13 protein-coding genes are annotated in these 18,655 nt (G+C 60.6%); 9 read left to right on the forward strand and 4 right to left on the reverse strand.

From position 1 onward, the window contains the following. Position 1 precedes the first annotated feature (1 nt). The 4 genes from ACI512_RS18260 to ACI512_RS18275 all read left to right on the forward strand — a co-directional run bounded on the left by ACI512_RS18260 (position 2) and on the right by ACI512_RS18275 (position 4,841). A complete protein-coding gene (locus ACI512_RS18260; protein WP_231809577.1) occupies positions 2-1,621 on the forward strand; it encodes a cytochrome P450 in 1,620 nt (539 codons plus the stop codon). After that, entirely contained in the window at positions 1,618-2,493 is an 876-nt protein-coding gene (locus ACI512_RS18265) for an alpha/beta hydrolase (RefSeq protein ID WP_231809576.1), read from the forward strand. Before ACI512_RS18260 ends, ACI512_RS18265 begins: the two co-directional genes overlap by 4 nt. Positions 2,494-2,585: 92 nt before the next feature. Further along, positions 2,586-3,689, forward strand: a complete 1,104-nt coding sequence (locus ACI512_RS18270) for an enoyl-CoA hydratase/isomerase family protein (RefSeq protein WP_405121255.1) — start codon at positions 2,586-2,588, stop codon at positions 3,687-3,689. Between the two features lie 3 nt (positions 3,690-3,692). Next, positions 3,693-4,841 carry an acyl-CoA dehydrogenase family protein gene (locus ACI512_RS18275; RefSeq protein WP_236382218.1) on the forward strand — a complete coding sequence of 383 codons (1,149 nt, stop codon included), beginning with the start codon at positions 3,693-3,695 and terminating at the stop codon, positions 4,839-4,841. Between the two features lie 94 nt (positions 4,842-4,935). Here ACI512_RS18275 and ACI512_RS18280 read toward each other — a convergent pair whose 3' ends face one another. The 4 genes from ACI512_RS18280 to ACI512_RS18295 are packed head-to-tail and all read right to left on the reverse strand — an operon-like array spanning position 4,936 to position 8,822. Further along, entirely contained in the window at positions 4,936-5,709 is a 774-nt protein-coding gene (locus tag ACI512_RS18280; RefSeq protein ID WP_012724210.1) for an enoyl-CoA hydratase, read from the reverse strand. Between the two features lie 11 nt (positions 5,710-5,720). After that, positions 5,721-6,848 (reverse strand): acyl-CoA dehydrogenase, encoded by a 1,128-nt coding sequence (locus ACI512_RS18285; protein ID WP_093544507.1) that lies wholly within the window; start codon positions 6,846-6,848, stop codon positions 5,721-5,723. 9 nt (positions 6,849-6,857) lie between these two features. After that, positions 6,858-8,042, reverse strand: coding sequence for an acetyl-CoA C-acyltransferase (locus ACI512_RS18290; RefSeq protein WP_231809571.1), 1,185 nt, complete (start codon positions 8,040-8,042; stop codon positions 6,858-6,860). Between the two features lie 12 nt (positions 8,043-8,054). Then, the gene (locus ACI512_RS18295; protein WP_236381290.1) at positions 8,055-8,822 is read right to left on the reverse strand and encodes an SDR family NAD(P)-dependent oxidoreductase; all 768 of its coding nucleotides are present in this window, start codon (positions 8,820-8,822) and stop codon (positions 8,055-8,057) included. 200 nt (positions 8,823-9,022) lie between these two features. Here ACI512_RS18295 and ACI512_RS18300 point away from each other — a divergent pair, with 200 nt between their 5' ends. From ACI512_RS18300 to ACI512_RS18320, 5 genes are all read left to right on the forward strand, one after another. Next, entirely contained in the window at positions 9,023-9,916 is an 894-nt protein-coding gene (locus tag ACI512_RS18300) for a bestrophin family protein (protein ID WP_064055123.1), read from the forward strand. Between the two features lie 75 nt (positions 9,917-9,991). Then, positions 9,992-11,050 carry a tetratricopeptide repeat protein gene (locus ACI512_RS18305; RefSeq protein ID WP_012724205.1) on the forward strand — a complete coding sequence of 353 codons (1,059 nt, stop codon included), beginning with the start codon at positions 9,992-9,994 and terminating at the stop codon, positions 11,048-11,050. 143 nt (positions 11,051-11,193) lie between these two features. Further along, complete coding sequence (locus ACI512_RS18310) at positions 11,194-12,696, forward strand: ATPase domain-containing protein (protein WP_231809568.1); 1,503 nt, start codon at positions 11,194-11,196, stop codon at positions 12,694-12,696. Continuing rightward, entirely contained in the window at positions 12,693-14,363 is a 1,671-nt protein-coding gene (locus tag ACI512_RS18315; RefSeq protein ID WP_236381289.1) for an ATP-binding protein, read from the forward strand. The genes ACI512_RS18310 and ACI512_RS18315 overlap by 4 nt, the downstream gene beginning before the upstream one ends. A gap of 250 nt (positions 14,364-14,613) precedes the next feature. Next, positions 14,614-18,654: a hypothetical protein gene (locus tag ACI512_RS18320; protein WP_405121256.1), complete on the forward strand. Its 4,041-nt coding sequence runs from the start codon at positions 14,614-14,616 to the stop codon at positions 18,652-18,654. The last annotated feature ends 1 nt before the right edge of the window (position 18,655 follow it).

The following is an 18,655-nucleotide window of genomic DNA, read 5'->3' on the forward strand; positions in this document are numbered from 1 at the left end:
AATGGACAGTCAATGGAAACCCGACTTCACCGACCCCGATACGATCCGTAACCCTTACCCGGCGTACGCTTTCCTACGCGAGCATCACCCGGTCTACTGGAGCCACCAGCATCAGGCCTGGATGCTCACCCGTTTCAAGGAAGTGCTTGCCGCACAGGGCGACGCCACGCTGTATTCGTCAGACCGGATACGTCAATTGGTGGACGTTCAACTGCCACCCGATAAGCGTGCGATCTACGAACCCTTCATTGAGCGCGCTTCCCGCTGGATGTACGCCCAGGATGGCAAGGCTCATGAGCAAAGCCGCCGTTTGCTGGGCCGGGCCTTCACCCCTCGCTCCATAGATGCGCTGCGCGCAGACATCCAGGCAATCACGGATGGGCTTGTTTCCCGGCTGGGCCCCACCCCGGAGCTGATGAGCCAACTGTTCAATCAAGTGCCCGCGCTGGTATTGGCCAAACTGTATGGCATCCCTAAGAAAGACGCGCTGAAACTACGGCGCTGGACCGATGTGATCCTTATGTTCCTGGTGGGCAACCTCGATACGGCAACCCGGCCGGAAAAGACCCTGGAAGGCCTGGAGGAGATGTATGCCTATTTCGGCGCACTGATTGATCGACGTCGCCGCTCGCCTCACGACGATCTGGTCAGCCGCGTTATTGCTGCCGCCGGTTCCGAAGCCACGCAGGATGAACTACTGGCGCAAATCGTGTTTGTGCTGGTGGCGGGCTACACCACCAGCGCCGACATGCTCGGGATCGGCCTCTGGTATCTGTTGAACAACCCGGACCAACTGCGTGCGCTGTCGGCTGACATGACATTGCTCAAGCCTGCCATCGAAGAAATGCTGCGCATCGACCCGTCCGGCCAATTCAGCCACCGCGTGCTTACGCAAGACGTGACACTCGGCGGGCAAACCCTGCGTAAAGGCCAACTGGTCTACTTGGTGCGTGCTGCCGCCAACCGCGACCCCGAGCACTTCCCCGACCCAGACCGCTTCGACATCCGGCGTGCGAAAAACGATCACCTGGCGTTTGGCCGTGGCGTACATTTTTGCCTGGGCCCGGCGCTGTTCCGGATCGAGGCCGAGTGTGTCTTCAGCAGCCTGCTCGGTCGGTTTCCGAACTTGCGCTTTATCGATAAGAAACCACCGGTCTGGCGGACCAATAATCTGCAGTTTCGCGGGCTGAAATCGATCTATGTCGAATTGGAACCGCTGCAGAAAGATGATCCGATCCAGCGCGTTTTCTCGGCGGCAATCTGGGAAAAAAATGGCGGCTACTGCCGCGCCTTACGAGTCGGTAGCCTGATTGTCACCAGCGGCACAGTGGCTTTCGACAACGATGGCAACCCCTGCGCACTCGGTGATGTGTATGGCCAGACCCAGCGGTGCCTGGAAATCATCGAGACGGCACTGAAGAAACTGGGTGCCGACCGCAGCCGAATCGTGGCCACGCGCATGTACACGACCAACATCCAATGGTGGGGAGACATTCTCAAGGCCCACGGCGAGTTCTTCCACGACTGCCCGCCCACCACCATGCTATTGGGGGTCAACGAACTGATTGCCAAGGAGTTCCTGGTGGAAATAGAGGCCCAGGCACAGGCGTCTGAGTCATGACGCCCGAGCAAGTCCGCCAGGAAGTACGTGATGGCGTAGTAATTGCCGTCAGCAACCTCACCGCCACGGATAATGGCCAGTCAGTGCCTGTGCGACTCTACCGGCCCGCTCATCCGCTGCCGGCACCGGTGTTGATGTACTTTCACGGGGGGGGTTGGGTCGCAGGTGATCTGGACACACACGACAGCTTTTGCCGGGTCATGTGTGAATGGGCGGGCTGCGCCGTGGTGGCCGTGGACTACGCACGGCCGCCCGAGCAGCGCTTTCCCAGAGCCGTAGAGGATTGCCATACCGCCACCCGATGGGTTGCCCGCCACGGCACGCAACTGGGACTCGATGCCCGGCGGATTGCTGTCGCCGGGGGCGGATCGGGCGGCGGACTTGCAGCGGTCATCTGCCAGATAGCCCGTGATCAGCAAGGCCCTGCCATTGGCTTTCAGTTGCTACTGTACCCAGTGCTGGACTGCCTGGCGCGCACACGCTCACGGGAGCAGTTTGCCGAGGGCTTTGGCTTGACCACCGAACGGCTGGATTGGTATCTGAACCAGTATGTGCCACCGGGAACTGCCTTGGCACATCCATGGTTGTCACCTGCGCGCGGCACCTGTTTTCAAGGCCTGCCCGCCGCACTGATCATCACCGCCGGCTGTGACCTGTTGCGTGATGAAGGTCGGGCCTTTGCACGACGCCTGAAAAAGGCCGGGGTGCCGGTGCGATACAAAGAGTACGCCGGTAGACGCCACGGTTTCCTCAACTACCCGGCGGCCGACCCACTGGCCAGGCGCGCCATCCTGCTCTGTGCCGAGGCGTTGGCGGCGCATTTCAGTCAGGCGGCGCCCCTGCATAAATGCAAAAACGACCTGCATGATTGAGGGTTGTACTGTGCAAATTTGCACTGGTACGATCACACGATGGTTCGTCCGCGAACATCTTGATAAAGAATAATAAAAGCAGAGAGTTATCGATGACTGCTCAGGTTTCAACCGAGGCAAGCCACGCAGCAATACTTCAGGACGAAGTCCTCGCCGAAGTCCGCAACCACATCGGGCACCTTACCCTCAATCGCCCCGCCGGCTTGAATGCCCTTACCCTGCAGATGGTCCGCAGCCTGACGTCCCAGTTGCAGGCATGGGCGGATGATCCGCAGGTGTATGCCGTGGTCCTGCGCGGCGCCGGCGAAAAAGCCTTTTGTGCCGGCGGCGATATTCGTTCGTTGTACGACAGCTTCAAGAATGGCGACACGCTGCACCAGGACTTCTTCGTCGAGGAATACGCGTTGGACCTGGCCATCCACCACTACCGTAAACCGGTGCTGGCGCTGATGGACGGCTTTGTCCTGGGCGGCGGCATGGGCCTGGTGCAAGGCGCCGATTTACGCGTGGTCACCGAGCGCAGTCGCCTGGCGATGCCGGAAGTGGCCATCGGTTACTTCCCCGACGTAGGCGGCAGCTACTTCCTGCCGCGTATTCCCGGCGAGCTGGGGATTTACCTGGGCGTGACCGGGGTGCAGATCCGCGCGGCCGACGCGCTCTACTGCGGGCTGGCTGACTGGTACCTCGACAGTCACAAACTGGCCGACCTTGACCAGAAGCTCGACAACCTGAGATGGCACGACTCGCCGCTCAAGGACCTGCAAGGCACGCTTGCCAGGCTGGCGGTGCAGCAACTGCCCGATGCGCCCCTGGCCGCTTTGCGCCCCGCCATCGACCACTTCTTCGCGCTGCCGGATGTGCCGAGCATCGTCGAGCAATTGCAGCAAGTCACCGTTGCCGACAGCCACGAATGGGCACTCAACACCGTCAGCCTGATGCAGACGCGCTCGCCCCTGGCCATGGCCGTGACCCTGGAGATGCTGCGCCGTGGCCGGCGCCTGTCGCTGGAGCAGTGTTTTGCCCTGGAATTGCACCTGGACCGCCAATGGTTCGAACGCGGCGACCTGATCGAAGGCGTACGCGCGTTGATTATCGACAAAGACAAAAGCCCACGCTGGAACCCGCCCACCCTGCATGGGCTGGCTCTCAGCCATGTAGAGAGCTTCTTCCATCACTTCAAGAAGGTTGTGAAATAAGCTATGCAAGACCTTGAATATACAGAAGAACAAGTGATGATCCGCGACATGGCGCGCGACTTCGCCCGTGGTGAAATCGCCCCCTACGCCCAAGCCTGGGAAAAAGCCGGCTGGATCGACGACGCCCTCGTGGCGAAGATGGGGGAGCTGGGCCTCCTGGGCATGGTGGTGCCGGAAGAATGGGGGGGTACCTACGTCGATTACGTTGCCTACGCCCTCGCCGTCGAAGAGATTTCTGCCGGTGACGGAGCTACCGGCGCACTGATGAGTATCCATAATTCAGTGGGTTGCGGGCCAATCCTCAACTACGGCTCAGATGCGCAAAAGCAAACCTGGCTGGCAGACCTCGCCAGCGGCCAGGCGATTGGCTGCTTCTGCCTGACCGAACCCCAGGCCGGTTCAGAAGCCCACAACCTGCGCACCCGCGCCGAGCTGCGTGATGGCCAGTGGGTGATCAATGGCGCCAAACAGTTCGTCAGCAACGGCAAGCGTGCCAAGCTGGCCATTGTGTTTGCCGTGACCGACCCTGATCTGGGCAAGAAAGGGATATCGGCGTTCCTGGTGCCTACGCACACTCCGGGGTTCGTGGTGGACCGCACCGAACACAAGATGGGCATCCGCGCCTCCGACACCTGCGCCGTCACGTTGAACCAGTGCACGGTGCCCGAGGCCAACCTGCTGGGTGAGCGTGGCAAGGGCCTGGCGATTGCCCTGTCCAACCTGGAAGGCGGGCGCATTGGCATTGCCGCCCAGGCGCTGGGCATCGCCCGTGCAGCGTTTGAGGCCGCCTTGGCGTATGCGCGTGATCGCGTGCAGTTCAACAAGGCGATCATCGAGCACCAGAGCGTGGCCAATCTGCTGGCAGACATGCACACCCAACTGAATGCCGCACGCTTGATGATCCTGCACGCCGCACGCCTGCGCAGCGCCGGCAAGCCATGCCTGTCGGAAGCCTCCCAGGCCAAGCTGTTTGCCTCGGAAATGGCCGAGAAGGTCTGCTCCTCCGCGATGCAGATTCACGGTGGGTACGGGTATTTGGAAGATTATCCGGTGGAGCGTTACTACCGGGACGCGCGGATCACGCAGATTTACGAAGGGACCAGCGAGATTCAGCGGATGGTCATTGCGCGGGAACTGAAGAATTACTCATAAAAAAACGGGTTACTCTAACTGTCACACCGCATAAACCCTGTGGGAGGGGGCAAGCCCCCTCCCACATTTGACCTCCAGTGTTTGTCAGGCCGGGTTACTTATCCTTGAACTCGGGTGCACGCTTGGCCACAAACGCCGCCATGCCTTCCTTCTGATCCTGCGTCGCAAACGCTGCATGGAACACCCGGCGCTCAAAACGCACACCTTCGGACAGGCTCACTTCAAACGCGCGGTTCACGCTTTCCTTGACCATCATGCTGATCGGCACCGACTTGCCGGCAATCAGCGTGGCAACTTTCAAGGCTTCCTCCAGCAGCTCATCGGCCGGCACGATGCGCGCGACGATCCCGCAGCGCTCCGCTTCCACCGCGTCGATAAAACGCCCGGTCAGGCACATTTCCATGGCCTTGGCCTTGCCCACCGCGCGGGTCAGCCGTTGGGTGCCGCCCATGCCGGGCAGGACGCCGAGGTTGATTTCCGGCTGGCCGAACTTGGCGCCGTCACCGGCCAGGATGAAGTCGCACATCAACGCCAGTTCGCAGCCGCCGCCCAGAGCGAAGCCGTTCACCGCCGCGATGATCGGTTTGCGGCGGTTGGCCACGCGGTCGCTGTCGCTGAACAGGTCATCGAGGTAGATCTGCGGGTAGGTCAGCTCGGCCATTTCCTTGATGTCGGCGCCGGCGGCAAAAGCTTTTTTCGAGCCGGTCAACACGATGCAACCGATGTCAGGGTTGGCTTCCAGGCCGTCCAATGCCTGGTTCAATTCGCTGACCAGTTGCGCATTCAGGGCGTTCAAGGCGTTTGGACGATTGAGGGTAATCAGCCCGACGCGGCCTTGGACGTCGAGCAAAATGGTTTCGTAACTCATGTATCGGCTCCTTAGAGATTGCGTGAGATGACCATGCGTTGGATGTCGCTGGTGCCTTCGTAAATCTGGCAGACCCGCACGTCGCGGTAGATCCGCTCCAACGGGAAGTCGCTCAGGTAACCGTAACCGCCCAGGGTTTGCAAGGCGGCCGAACAGACTTTCTCGGCCATTTCCGAGGCAAACAGCTTGGCCATGGAGGCTTCCACCAGCGCCGGCTTTCCGCTGTCGCGCAGGGCGGCGGCGTAATGCACCATCTGCCGAGCGACCGCGATTTGCGTGGCCATGTCCGCCAGGCGGAAGGCCACGGCCTGGTGCTCGATGATGGGCTTGCCGAAGCTTTCGCGCTCGCGGGCATAGTCACGGGCCGCTTCAAAGGCGGCGCGGGCCATGCCGACCGATTGCGAGGCGATGCCCACGCGGCCGCCTTCGAGGTTGGCCAGGGCAATCTTGTAGCCTTCGCCCTCCTCCCCAAGCCGATTGGCCACCGGCACTTTCACGTCTTCAAACAGGATCTGGCACGTATCGGACGCATGCTGGCCGAGCTTGTCTTCGACGCGGGCCACGGTGTAGCCCGGCGAGTCGGTCGGTACGATAAAAGCGCTGATTCCGCGCTTGCCCGCCGCCGGGTCGGTCACGGCAAACACAATCACGACCCCCGCGTTCTGCCCGGAGGTGATGAACTGTTTGCAGCCGTTCAGCACGTAGTGGTCGCCTTCCAGGCGCGCACGGGTTTTCAGGCTGCTGGCGTCGGAACCGGCCTGGGGCTCAGTGAGCGCAAAGGCACCCAGCATGGCGCCGCTGGCCAGCGGCTTGAGGAAGTGCTCTTTCTGCTGGTCGTTACCGAATGTGAGAATCGGCACGCAACCGACCGAGTTGTGCACGCTCATGATCGTGGAGCAAGCGCCATCACCCGCTGCGATTTCTTCCAGGGCCATGGCGTAGGCCAGGTAACCGGTGTCGCAACCGCCCCACTGTTCCGGCACCAGCATGCCGAAAAAGCCCAGTTCGGCCATCTCGCCGATGGCTTCCTTGGGGAAACGGTGCTCGCGGTCCCATTCGGCGGCAAAGGGTTTCAGGCGTTCCTGGGCAAAGTGCCGGGCCGCGTCGCTGATCTGCAGTTGTTCGTCATTGGGCAGCATCTGGGCTCCTTAATACAGGCATTCGACGGCCATGGCCGTGGCTTCACCACCACCGATGCAAATCGCGGCGACGCCGCGCTTGAGGCCTCTCTGGCGCAGGGCCGAGAGCAGGGTCACCAGGATCCGCGCACCCGATGCGCCGATCGGATGGCCCAGGGCGCAGGCGCCGCCATGGACATTGACCTTGGCGTGGGGGATTTCCAGCTTGCTCATGGTCACGAGGCTGACCACGGCAAAGGCTTCGTTGATCTCGAACAGATCAACCTCATCCAGGTTCCAGCCAGTCTTGGTCATCAGTTTGCGAATTGCCCCGACCGGCGCCACCGGGAACAGACCCGGCTCATCGGCAAACGCGGCATGCCCATGGATCACCGCCAAGGGCTTGAGGCCACGTTGCTGCGCCTCGGACTGGCGCATCAGCACCAACGCCGCCGCGCCATCGGAAATCGAACTGGAGTTGGCCGCTGTCACGGTGCCGCCTTCGCGGAAGGCCGGTTTCAGGCTGCCGATCTTGTCCAGTTTGGCCTTGGGCGGCTGCTCATCATGCAGGATGGTTTTCTGCTCTTTGCCCACGGTGACTTGAACCGGGACAATCTCGGCGGCGAAGCTGCCATGGGTAATGGCCTCTTGTGCACGGGTCAACGAAGCAATGGCGAACGCGTCCTGGGCTTCACGGCTGAAACCGTTGTGCAGGGCGCAGTCTTCGGCAAAGGTGCCCATCAGGCGGCCTTTGTCATAGGCGTCTTCCAGGCCGTCGAGGAACATATGGTCCAGCACCTTGCCGTGGCCCATGCGGTAGCCGTTGCGCGCGCGGTCCAGCAGGTAGGGTGCGTTGGACATGCTTTCCATGCCCCCGGCAATCACCACGTCGACACTGCCGGCCAGCAGTGAATCGTGAGCCAGGATCGCCGCCTCCATGCCCGAGCCACACATTTTGTTGAGGGTGGTGCAGCGCGTGGCCTTGTCCAGCCCGGCGCCCAGGGCAGCCTGGCGCGCCGGCGCCTGGCCGAGGCCTGCGGGCAATACGCAGCCGAACAGCACTTCATCCACGGCATCGGTGGCGATACCAGCGCGCTCGACGGCGGCACGAATCGCGGCGGACCCCAGCTGCGGCGCAGTCAAGCTCTTGAGATCGCCCTGAAACCCGCCCATGGGCGTGCGCACGGCGCTGACAATAACGATAGGATCAGTCATGCGGGTTGCTCCTCACTTCGCAGCCATGCGCAGGGCGCCGTCGAGACGGATCACCTCACCATTGAGCATGCTGTTTTCGATGATGTGCCGCACCAACGCGGCGTATTCGTCGGGTTTGCCCAGGCGTGGCGGGAACGGCACACCCGCCGCCAGGGAGTCGCGGACTTCCGGGGTCATGCCAGCCATCATCGGGGTTTCGAAGATGCCGGGGGCGATGGTCATCACGCGAATGCCAAAGCGCGCCAGTTCACGTGCGGCAGGCAGGGTAAGGCTGGCGATGGCGCCCTTGGACGCGGCATACGCCGCCTGGCCGATCTGCCCGTCAAACGCCGCCACCGAGGCGGTGTTGATGATCACGCCGCGTTCGCCGTCGGTATTCGCCTCGGTTTCAGCGATAACGGCGGCCGCCAGGCGCAACAGGTTGAAGCTGCCGATCAGGTTGACGTTAATCACCTGGGCAAAGCTCGCCAGGCCGTGGGGGCCGTTCTTGCCGAGGATTTTCTCGCCACGCACCACGCCGGCACAGTTGACCAGACCATGCAGGCCGCCAAAGGCTGCAACGGTGGCCTGCACGGCGGCTTCGGCCGCCGCTTCCTGGCTGATATCCGCGACGCAACTGCTGGCATTGTCGCCCAGCTGCTTGGCCTTGGCGGCCACGGCATCGGCATTCAGGTCTACCAGCATCACCTTGGCACCCGCAGCGATCAGCATCTCGGCAGTCGCCGCACCGAGGCCCGAAGCACCGCCGCTGACCAGGAAGATCTTGTTTTCAATCTGCATTGTTGTTTCCTTGAACGGTCCGAATCGTCGAAATAGTCGCCCCGCAGCGCTGTAGCGGCAATGGTCAAAGCCCTCAACCTGGCTGACTGTTTTGGCCAGTCATCGAGCTCGCCGATCAACCGGTCGGCCCAAGCGATTGGACGGCTGGGGTGCTTGCTTCTAACCTGATGGCCTGCGCCACTCACGAAGCCCGCCCCTGAATGATAGTCCGCCCCAAACCCAACCTGCTGGGCATCCTGTTTTCCCTCAAGGGCTCGATCGCCAAGCGCATCGCCCTGCGCAGCCTGCTGGTCACCTTGCTGGCCTCGGTGATCGTGCTGGTGGAAACCCTGCACCCGGCGTATTTCTCCAAGGTCAATGCCACGCCGTTCACGTTGCTGGGGTTGTCGCTGTCGATCTTCATGAGCTTTCGCAACAACGCCTGCTATGACCGCTGGTGGGAAGGTCGCAAGCAACTGGGGCAGATGATCATCGATGTGCGCTCGTTGATTCGCGAAACCCAAGTGCTCAGTGACCCGGCCGAACGTGCGGGGTTGCTGCGCAGCCTGTGTGGCTTCGCCCATGGCCTGATCGCGCGGTTGCGCCATGAGGATGAAGCCCAGGCGATACAGCCTTGGAGCACGTTCCAGCCGCACCACCCCAACCTCCCCGACCATGTCCTGCAACAGGTGGGTGCCCGGTTTTCCGCGTTGGCCGCGCAAGGTGCGATCAGTGAATGGCGCTACACCCAGCTGGAAGCGCGACTGGTCAGCCTCAGTCAGGTGCAGGCGTCCTGCGAGCGGATCAAAAGCACGCCACTGCCCTTCCCCTACACCCTGCTGCTGCATCGCACCATCTACCTGTTCTGCATCCTGCTGCCATTCGCCATGGCTGAGCCGCTGGGCTGGTTGACGCCGGTGTTCACCGCCATCGTCAGCTACACATTTTTCGGGCTGGATGAAATCGGCGATGACCTTGAGGACCCGTTCGGCTTTGATGAGAACGACCTGCCCTGCAATGCCATCCTGCGCACCCTTGAGCGCGAAGTACTCGCGGCCCTCGGTGAAACCGAGCTGCCGCCGACGCTGGAACCGGTGGAATACGTGCTCACCTGAGACGGGTTTGACACTCGCCGTGGTCTGACCGAAGCTGGGCGCTTTGTACTAGCTGCCTAGCTTTCGGACGCCTGCATGTCAAAGTCACGCCGTTACTCCATCATCGGCCTGTGCGCCCTGCTGTTGATTGTGCTGTTCACTTGGTATTTCTCCCGTTCCACCCCAGTGGCCGTGCCTCCCGCCATTGCCCACGGTTACGCCAAAGCCTTGAAACAGGCGCATAACGGTGAGCCTGGGGCGGCGCGCGTGCTGTATCAGCAGTTAGGCCGCCCAGACCTGACGCCCGAACGCCGGGTGGCGCTGCATGCCGAGCTGCCCAACTACCCCAGCCCCCAAGCCTTGAAGCTGGCCGACAAAGACTTGAGCAGCGATTCACCCCAGGTACGCGAGGCCGCCATCCACAGTATTGTCGGCCTGGTGCCGACCGGTCAGCGCACACTGTTGCTCGGCCCGGTGCTGGATGATCCTGAGCAGGAAGTACGGTTTGCCGCCGCCAATGCATTGCTGGGCTTGTCGCCCGACACCTTGGGCCTGTATTTCGGGCCCTTGCAGCAAGTGCTGGATGAGTTTGTGAAAAAGCTCAAGGCCCAGCCCGAAACCGCCGAAGGCTGGATTCAGCTGGCGCGTCTCTACATCCACAGCGCCCTGTTGCCGGACGCGCAACATGCGCTTGAGCAGGCCATGCGCTTGCAACCGGACAACCTGCAAGCCGTGGTAGCGCAGATCGAACTCCTGGACAAACAGGGCAAGTCCGAAGAGTCCCGCCAATTGTTGGCGCGCCAACTGGCGGCGCACCCTGAATCAGCCTACCTGCAACACGCCCTTGGCCTGTGGCTGTTGCACCATGGCGAACGCCCTTACGCCCTGCTGGGCCTGTCGAAAGCGGTGGAGCTGGAGCCGGACAATCAGGACTACCGCTACGACCTGGCCACCACCCTGCACGCCCAGCAGGAATTGGAAGCGGCCCAGCGCCAGTTGGAAGAAATCATCCAGCGCCACCCGGCCAATCGCAAGGCGCGGGTGCTGCTGGTCAATTACTGGAAGGAAAGCGGCCAGTTGCAAAATGTCCAAGTGCTGCTCGCGCAACTTGAGCAACAGAACCCGGACGACCCGGCACTGCAGCAGGGCTTATAGCGTGGTCACCATTTTTGTAAAACTGGCCTCGCGCTCATTTCCCCAGTAAAAGGTTGAACCGCCGCAAAGCGCTACGGTCAAGAGAATATGGCGCGGCCACATGGCCGCGCATCCTCTACTCGTATGTGACCTGAGGGCACTTCTTGTCTACATCCAAAGCGCAACTATCCGAAAAAGCGGCCATTGGCATTGAAGGTCTCGACGACATTCTTGCCGGTGGACTCTCGCGCAGCCACCTGTTCCTGCTGGAAGGTGAGCCCGGTACCGGTAAAACCACGGTCGCCCTGCATTTCCTGCAGGCGGGGGCGAAGAGCGGCGAGCGATCGCTGTACATCACCCTATCGGAAACCGAGCGCGAGTTGCGTCAAGGTGCCACGTCTCACGGTTGGGACCTGGATGACAACATTCATATTTTTGAACTGACGCCGCCGGAAAGCCTGCTCAACGCCGACCACCAGCAAAGCCTGCTGTACTCCTCCGACCTGGAACTGGGCGAGGCCACCCGGCAGATCTTCGAGGTGGTGGAACGGGTGAAGCCGACCCGCGTGGTCATCGACAGCCTTTCGGAAATCCGCCTGCTGGCGCAAAGCTCCCTGCGCTATCGTCGGCAGATCCTGGCGATCAAGCACTACTTTGTGCGTTACGACGCCACCGTCCTGTTGCTGGACGACCTCACCACTGAATCCCTCGACAAGACCGTGCACAGCGTTGCGCATGGTGTCATCCGCCTGGAAGAGTTGACCCCCAACTACGGCGCCGAGCGGCGCCGGGTGCGTGTGGTGAAGTACCGCGGCCAGAAATACCGGGGCGGCTTTCATGACTTCACCATCATGCAGGATGGCGTCCATGTGTTCCCACGCCTGGTGGCCGCCGAGCATCGCGGGGGCTATAAACGCGAGACCTTGAGCAGCGGCATTGCCGCGCTGGATGCGTTGATGGGCGGCGGGGTCGAGACCGGTTCCAGCAGCCTGATTCTCGGCCCGGCCGGTACCGGCAAGTCGCTGATCTCGATGATCTTCGCCGCCGCCGCCGTGGAGCGCGGCGAAAAAGCTGCACTCTTTATTTTCGATGAAGAGCTGGGGTTGTTGTTCGAACGCATGAAAAACATGGGTATCGACCTCGCCGCCCTGCAGGAAACCGGCAACTTGCTGATCGAACAGGTCGATGCCGCCGAGTTGTCGCCGGGCGAGTTCTCGCACCGGGTGCGGCGTTGTGTCGACGAACGCGGAATCAAAACCGTGGTCATCGACAGCATCAACGGCTACCAGGCGGCAATGCCAGAAGAAAATGCGCTGATCCTGCATATGCACGAACTGCTGCTGTACCTCAATCGCCGGGGGGCGGCGACCTTTATGACGGTCGCGCAACACGGGCTGGTCGGTGATATGCAGGCCCCCGTCGACATCACCTATCTGGCGGACACGGTGATCCTGCTGCGCTACTTCGAAGCCTTGGGCAAGGTGCGTCGAGCTATCTCGATCATCAAGAAACGCACCGGTGCCCATGAAGCCACCATTCGCGAATACCGAATTGGCAGCCAGGGCATGACCGTCGGCGAGCCCCTTGATAACTTCCAAGGCGTGTTGCGCGGCATACCGACCTACATGGGTGCAGGCTCCCCTTTGCTCAAGGATGAGGGGGTGTGACGGCGCTCTCTCCCGTCTCCGAGCGTGCGATCGTCCTTGCGCCCATGGGCCGTGACGGGTCGCTGGCGTTGATGATGCTCAACGAGGCTGGCTACGCCGGCGTCACTGTCGGCAGCCTGGTGCAACTGTGCGAAGCGCTGGAGCAAGGTGCAGGCTTACTGATCATTGCGGCTGAAGCCCTGCGCGGGGTTGATCTGGAACCCTTGCTGGAGTACTTGCATCAGCAACCGGCCTGGTCGGATTTGCCGATTGTGCTGATGACCCATCACGGTGGCAGCGAACAGAATGGCTCATCCAACTTGAGCGGCTTGTTGGGCAACGTGACGTTCCTGGAGCGGCCGTTCCACCCTGTCACGTTGATCAGCCTGGTGAGTACCGCGCTGCGCGGTCGGCGCCGTCAGTACGAAGCACGCGACCGCCTGATTGACTTGAGCGAGAGTGAACTGCGCTTGCAGCGCACGCTGGAGACCCTCGAACAGCAAGTCGAAGAACGTACGGCGCAATTGCGCAGCAATGAAGAAGCCTTGCGCCAATCGCAGAAAATGGAAGCCGTCGGCCAATTGACCGGCGGCATCGCCCACGACTTCAACAACATGCTCACCGGCATCATCGGCAGCCTGGAATTGCTGCGCAGGCGTGTATCCCGGGGCAAGTTGGACGATCTGGACAGCCTTATCGACCTCGGTGTGACCTCGGCCAACCGGGCGGCGGGCCTCACCCATCGACTCCTGGCGTTTTCCCGTCGCCAATCACTGGATTCAAAACCCGTGGGGATCAACCAACTGGTGTTCTCCATGGGCGAGTTGCTGCAGCGCAGCATCAACGAGAGCATTACGCTGGACATGCGGCTGAACGACCAGCTCTGGACCGCCGAAGCCGACCCGAACCAGTTGGAAAGCGCCCTGCTCAACCTGGTTATCAATGCGCGAGACGCGATGCCCGCTGGCGGCAAGCTCACGGTCGAGACCGCCAATCGCCATCTCGACAATGTGTTCACGGCGGCCTATGGCACCCTGAAACCCGGTGACTACGTGGAATTGAGCGTCAGCGACAACGGCTGTGGCATTCCGGAAAGCGTGATGGGCCGCGTGTTCGATCCGTTTTTCACCACCAAACCGATTGGCCAGGGCACCGGCCTGGGGTTGTCGATGATCTACGGGTTTGCGCGCCAATCCCATGGCCACGTGACGATCCACAGTGAAGTGGGAAAAGGCACCACGGTCAGCCTGTTTTTGCCACGGTTTGTCGGTGAAATGGCAACGCATGTAGCGGTCAACCCGACGTTATTGCCATTCGCCAACGCGGGTGAAACGGTGCTCATCGTCGAAGATGACCCCGCCGTGCGTGTATTGGTCAGTGCGGTACTCAAGGAGCTGGGCTACGCCTTTGTCCAGGCTGGCGATGCCGATACGGCGCTGCCGATCATCGAATCCGAGCAGCGTATCGACTTGATGATCAGCGATGTTGGCTTGCCCGGCATGAACGGCCGACAGCTGGCGGAAATCGGCCGGCAGATCCGGCCGGAACTCAAGGTGCTGTTCATTACCGGGTATGCCGAGCACGCCGCCGTACGGGGAGGTTTTCTGGACCCTGGCATGCAATTGATCACCAAGCCTTTTACCTTTGACCTGTTGACGGCGAAGGTCAGGGAGATGATTCAGGCGTGAGGTAGATACCGCAAAGTCCTGACATATTGAAGGGCTGGCAGGCAGGAACGGTTACGAAAGGGAGGGACACGAAGGTCTACACCGCAGTGCGTGAAATGTCACTGCGAACGGCCTGAAAATAACCTTGCGAGCCCCTCCCGCCATGATTTCTTCCCGCTACGTTGTCCCTCTGCATCAACCGCCCCTGGACACTGCCCCTGAAAAAGCACTAGCACGCCGGCCACGGTCCACGGAGCCTGCGAGCGATCCGGTGATCCCGCCCGAAGCACATGCACAAGCGAAAGGCGACAGCCGCCTGGCCGGGCTTGTCGCGCAAACCCTGCGTTCAGCGGCCAATACCGGACGGCTGGAGGACATCGACAACATCCCTCCCGATTCTGCCTTCGGTCAATGGTGGTCACACCTGCACTCGTTGATGAAGAGCCCGTACTTCGTCGATTGGGCGACCAAACAGGGCATTGACCTGACGAAAGCGATTGAGATCAACCCCAGGGAAAATCTCATCGGTGCCATGGTCGCTGGACAGCGCAAAACATTTTCGGGGTTCCAGTTCGGCCATCTCTGGACCTCGATGATGGCGCCGATCATGCAAGCGGCCAAAGCGCTGACCTCTGGCTCCTCCTATATCTACAGCCCCAACAGCAGCACGTCCGCACCTTACCGAGCAGTCGCCGACTTTTATGGCGAAGCCCTCATCGCACAAACCCGAGAATCCGCCTCGGCTCGCGCAGCGGAACTCGAACACACCAACGCCTTCGAGGCCAAATGGCCTTCGCCTGAGCGAGCCGAAGAGGTCCTGCAACGCGAACAGGCCAAGCTGGCCAATGCCCACGATCAGCGATCACTCGCCACCGCACTGCTGCCGATCGTGCAGGAGGTCGACGCGTTATCCGAAACACTGATGCGCCGCACGAAGCTTGACCCCCTTGATCGTTTGTACATGCCTGCAGAGCGTGTGCCAGCCCTGCTTGAGCAACTCATCCGCCGTGAATTGAGCAGCGTCAACATCACGCTTTCTCCCGACCCGACTCTGCGACCACCGCAGGAAGGTAACACCGTCAGCCTCGAAAAATACCTCACCGATATCGGCTGGGACGTGCCCACGAGCCGTGATGAATTGTTCAATCTGGGTCGAGCGCTCTACGCCCCGCCATTGTCCCAGCTCCCCCAGGGAAACTTCGGCGGTGCGCTGTCCTGGCCTACTCCACTGAGTGATGACAGCCGCCGCGACATGAGCGACGCCCTGAGCCAAAACACCCTGGGTCTCGATGATCTGCACAGTTATGACGAGGGCAAAGGTGTCCTGGGGTATCTGACACGCAACCTGCAGTTCGAGCCGTACGAGCTGCAGGACCCCGCGCGGTTTATTCAAAACCTTCTGAGTACACGCAAGGCCCAAGTGTTAGGGCAGGCGCTGCAAGAAAAGTTTAACGGCATATCGACCCCAGACAGCGTTAACGACTGGACCCTGGGTGCACTCGGCGCCACCCTTGATAAGGCGTCCGAATCGGGGAACACATCGGTCCCAGTCAGAACTGGCGTTGCCGGCTTTGATTTGGCGCGTTCCGCACACTGGGGCATGCCGTCTTCAACAGTGGTTACCGCGTTGACCAGGCACCTATTTGTTACAGGACGTACCAGCCTTGAATTAGCGCCCATCGCGGCCCACCTGTTGCTGTCACGCCGGGCGCCTGAGTTTTTGGTCAAGGATATTCCTGGCAACGTGACCTACGGCTCTCATTCCTGGGTGAGCTTCAGCACCGCAGTGGCGCGCCTTGAGAGCCAGGCACCCGGCTCGACCGCACGCATGAACTACGCACACGTCATGCAGCGAGCCGATGTGGCCCCCGTCACCGCACAAGAACGGTACGTGGAGCGGACGGCGCAACAGGACGCGCTCAAAGATTGGGGGGTCGCCAACGGTGTCATTGCGCCAAACGCAGAGGATCACTACACCGACGATGAGATGAGTCGCCTCTTTAGCCAATTCAATGCTCAGGTCTCAGCCCTGAGAGAAGCATCGCAGGCCTATTCGACGCCGATGCCCGTACGCAAGGAGATGGCGCTCGAAGAACTCCAGCGCGTGTACGGCGATAAGCTGCCGTTCGAGAAAAAATGCCTCACCCTCACCCCTCAAAACCGTGACTTTCCCGGTCCTTACTCAGTGCTGGATCTTTACCTGGATGGGAAAATAAACTCCCCTCACGGGGGCGATTGGTCGTCTTCAAGCGATGACATCAACATCCGTAGTATCCAGGGCAACGCCTACCAACTGCCCGACCTAAATGGGCGCTTCAAAACTGAACTTGCGCACTACTTTTCCTCGGCGCAAAGCGCGACGGGGACTCAAGTCAAACACCTCATTGCCACCCTCCCTATTGAAGATAGAAAAATCATTGAACGCGCAAAAATTACAACGCTTAGAGAGTGCAGCGTCACTAAGGGCGCCTTCAGCGGGGAGCTTACTGAAACGGAAGTGCCCAATTGCCTGCTGGTAAAAGCTGAGCTGGCCGGTACCGTCAATGTCTATGAAATCAACTTGAACGAAAACCGCATTCGAAAACGCGATGAGCTGGAACAACACCCGCTGGCGCCTGAATACCGCGCTTGCGAACCCGGTGGGCGCAACATACTCCTGAAAAAAGTGACACCGTCAGGCCGTTATTCAGCGAACGTCACCGACGAGAAGAGTGACAGGGGTACGCCAAACAGCTTTGCGAGCGAGAAAACCCAGTACATTGCCGACGCCATGACACACGTGGTCGGCATCCAACAGCTGAAGGCCCAGGCAGAGGGGATGACGACGTTTGACACCGAGGTGCCCTTCTATAAGAAAGCCCGTGAGTTCATGCTGAATCTGATCCCTCTGCGCTCGGCGATTCAGAATTTTCAAGCCGGCAACATAGGTGACGGCATCGTTGACTTGACGTTCGATGCCTTTGGTTTCGTCTTGGGTCTACACGCCGCGGCCAAAGGTGCAAAGGCCTTACAGGCGGGCGCTTCCGCATTGAGCAAAGTCGCGCACGGCGGAAAAATCCTGGGGCGTGCCGCCATCGGCTCACTCAACCCCCTGGACGGTGCAGGCAACTTGCTCGTTTCGCTGGCCAACACCGGAAAAAAAGGTGCCGTGCGCACCTATCGCCTGCTGCAAGGTGCCAACAGCTATGACCTGATCCAAGCCAGCAAGCAATTCGATGCCAGTGCCATGGGGACCTTCAAGCTGCAAGGCAGCATCGTCGAAGGGCCGGCAGTTCTGAGCAAAGGCAAATGGTATGCCTTCGATGGTTTGAACGGGCGCCCATTCGGCAAAGCGCTGGACGATTTTCAGCCCTCTTTCCTATCAGGTGAGCCGCAGCTGGGTATATGGGCGACTCAGGTGACTGCAATGACGCCTGAATCAATAGCGCTGCGTAAACAGTGGCATGCAGTGGTTGAGCGGCATAAACACGGGGTTGATAAAGCCGATTTCAAGCAGGGTTATGACAAAGGTGACCCTAAGTCTGTCCCCGGTTACCGCCCGAATATGAAGTATGAGGAGGTCATGGAGCTGACCACCAAGACAGCGATGACAACGGTGCAGATCGGCACGCTGGTTCGCCAGCAAGAACGACTGGCCGTACAGCACGGCTTCAAGGGCGTCAGCCGGGTTTATGAATGCGTCAGCGAGGCCGGTGGGCACTTCACCCCTACGCCCCAGATCTTTTACCTCAGCCAGACCCGTCCACTTACCCGAGGCCAATGCGCGGCCATGTCCAGATCGATGGCAAATGCGATGGAACAAGGTACGGAGGCGACGTTTATCGGCAACATGTTCACCGCTGCCGCTAACCCGACCGACCCTGCGGCTCGGCAATTCATCCAGGAGCTGGCGACGATGCAAGCGCGACTGGAGGCTCCGACCTTATTTCATGCCGGCAAGCCACGCCGGCAAATGGGCTACAACGCCATAGTTGATGAGTTGGCTGACGCCAAAGGGCCAAAGACGCTGATGATCAGCAGCCTTGATCATGCGATGACGGCAGGCGTAGCCGGCGAAGGACTGAATAAAAAGTTCTTTTTTTATGACCCCAACGTTAGCGTCGCGACATTTACCAACCCGGAAATGATGAAGCGCGCCCTGCACAAGGTATTCACCGATAAAAAACTGCCGGTTCAATACACGACCTGCAGCAAGGATCCCCACACGCTGGAGTTTGAAGTCAGCGTGTATGACAGCGCGTGGAAGCGAATGACCTCAGTCTCCGATAAGACCGTCAAGGAGGTATCTGAAATGCCGCTCGTGACCACGTAAT

Source organism: Pseudomonas petroselini (genome assembly GCF_045037875.1).
In the GTDB taxonomy this organism is placed as follows: Bacteria; Pseudomonadota; Gammaproteobacteria; order Pseudomonadales; family Pseudomonadaceae; genus Aquipseudomonas; species Aquipseudomonas petroselini.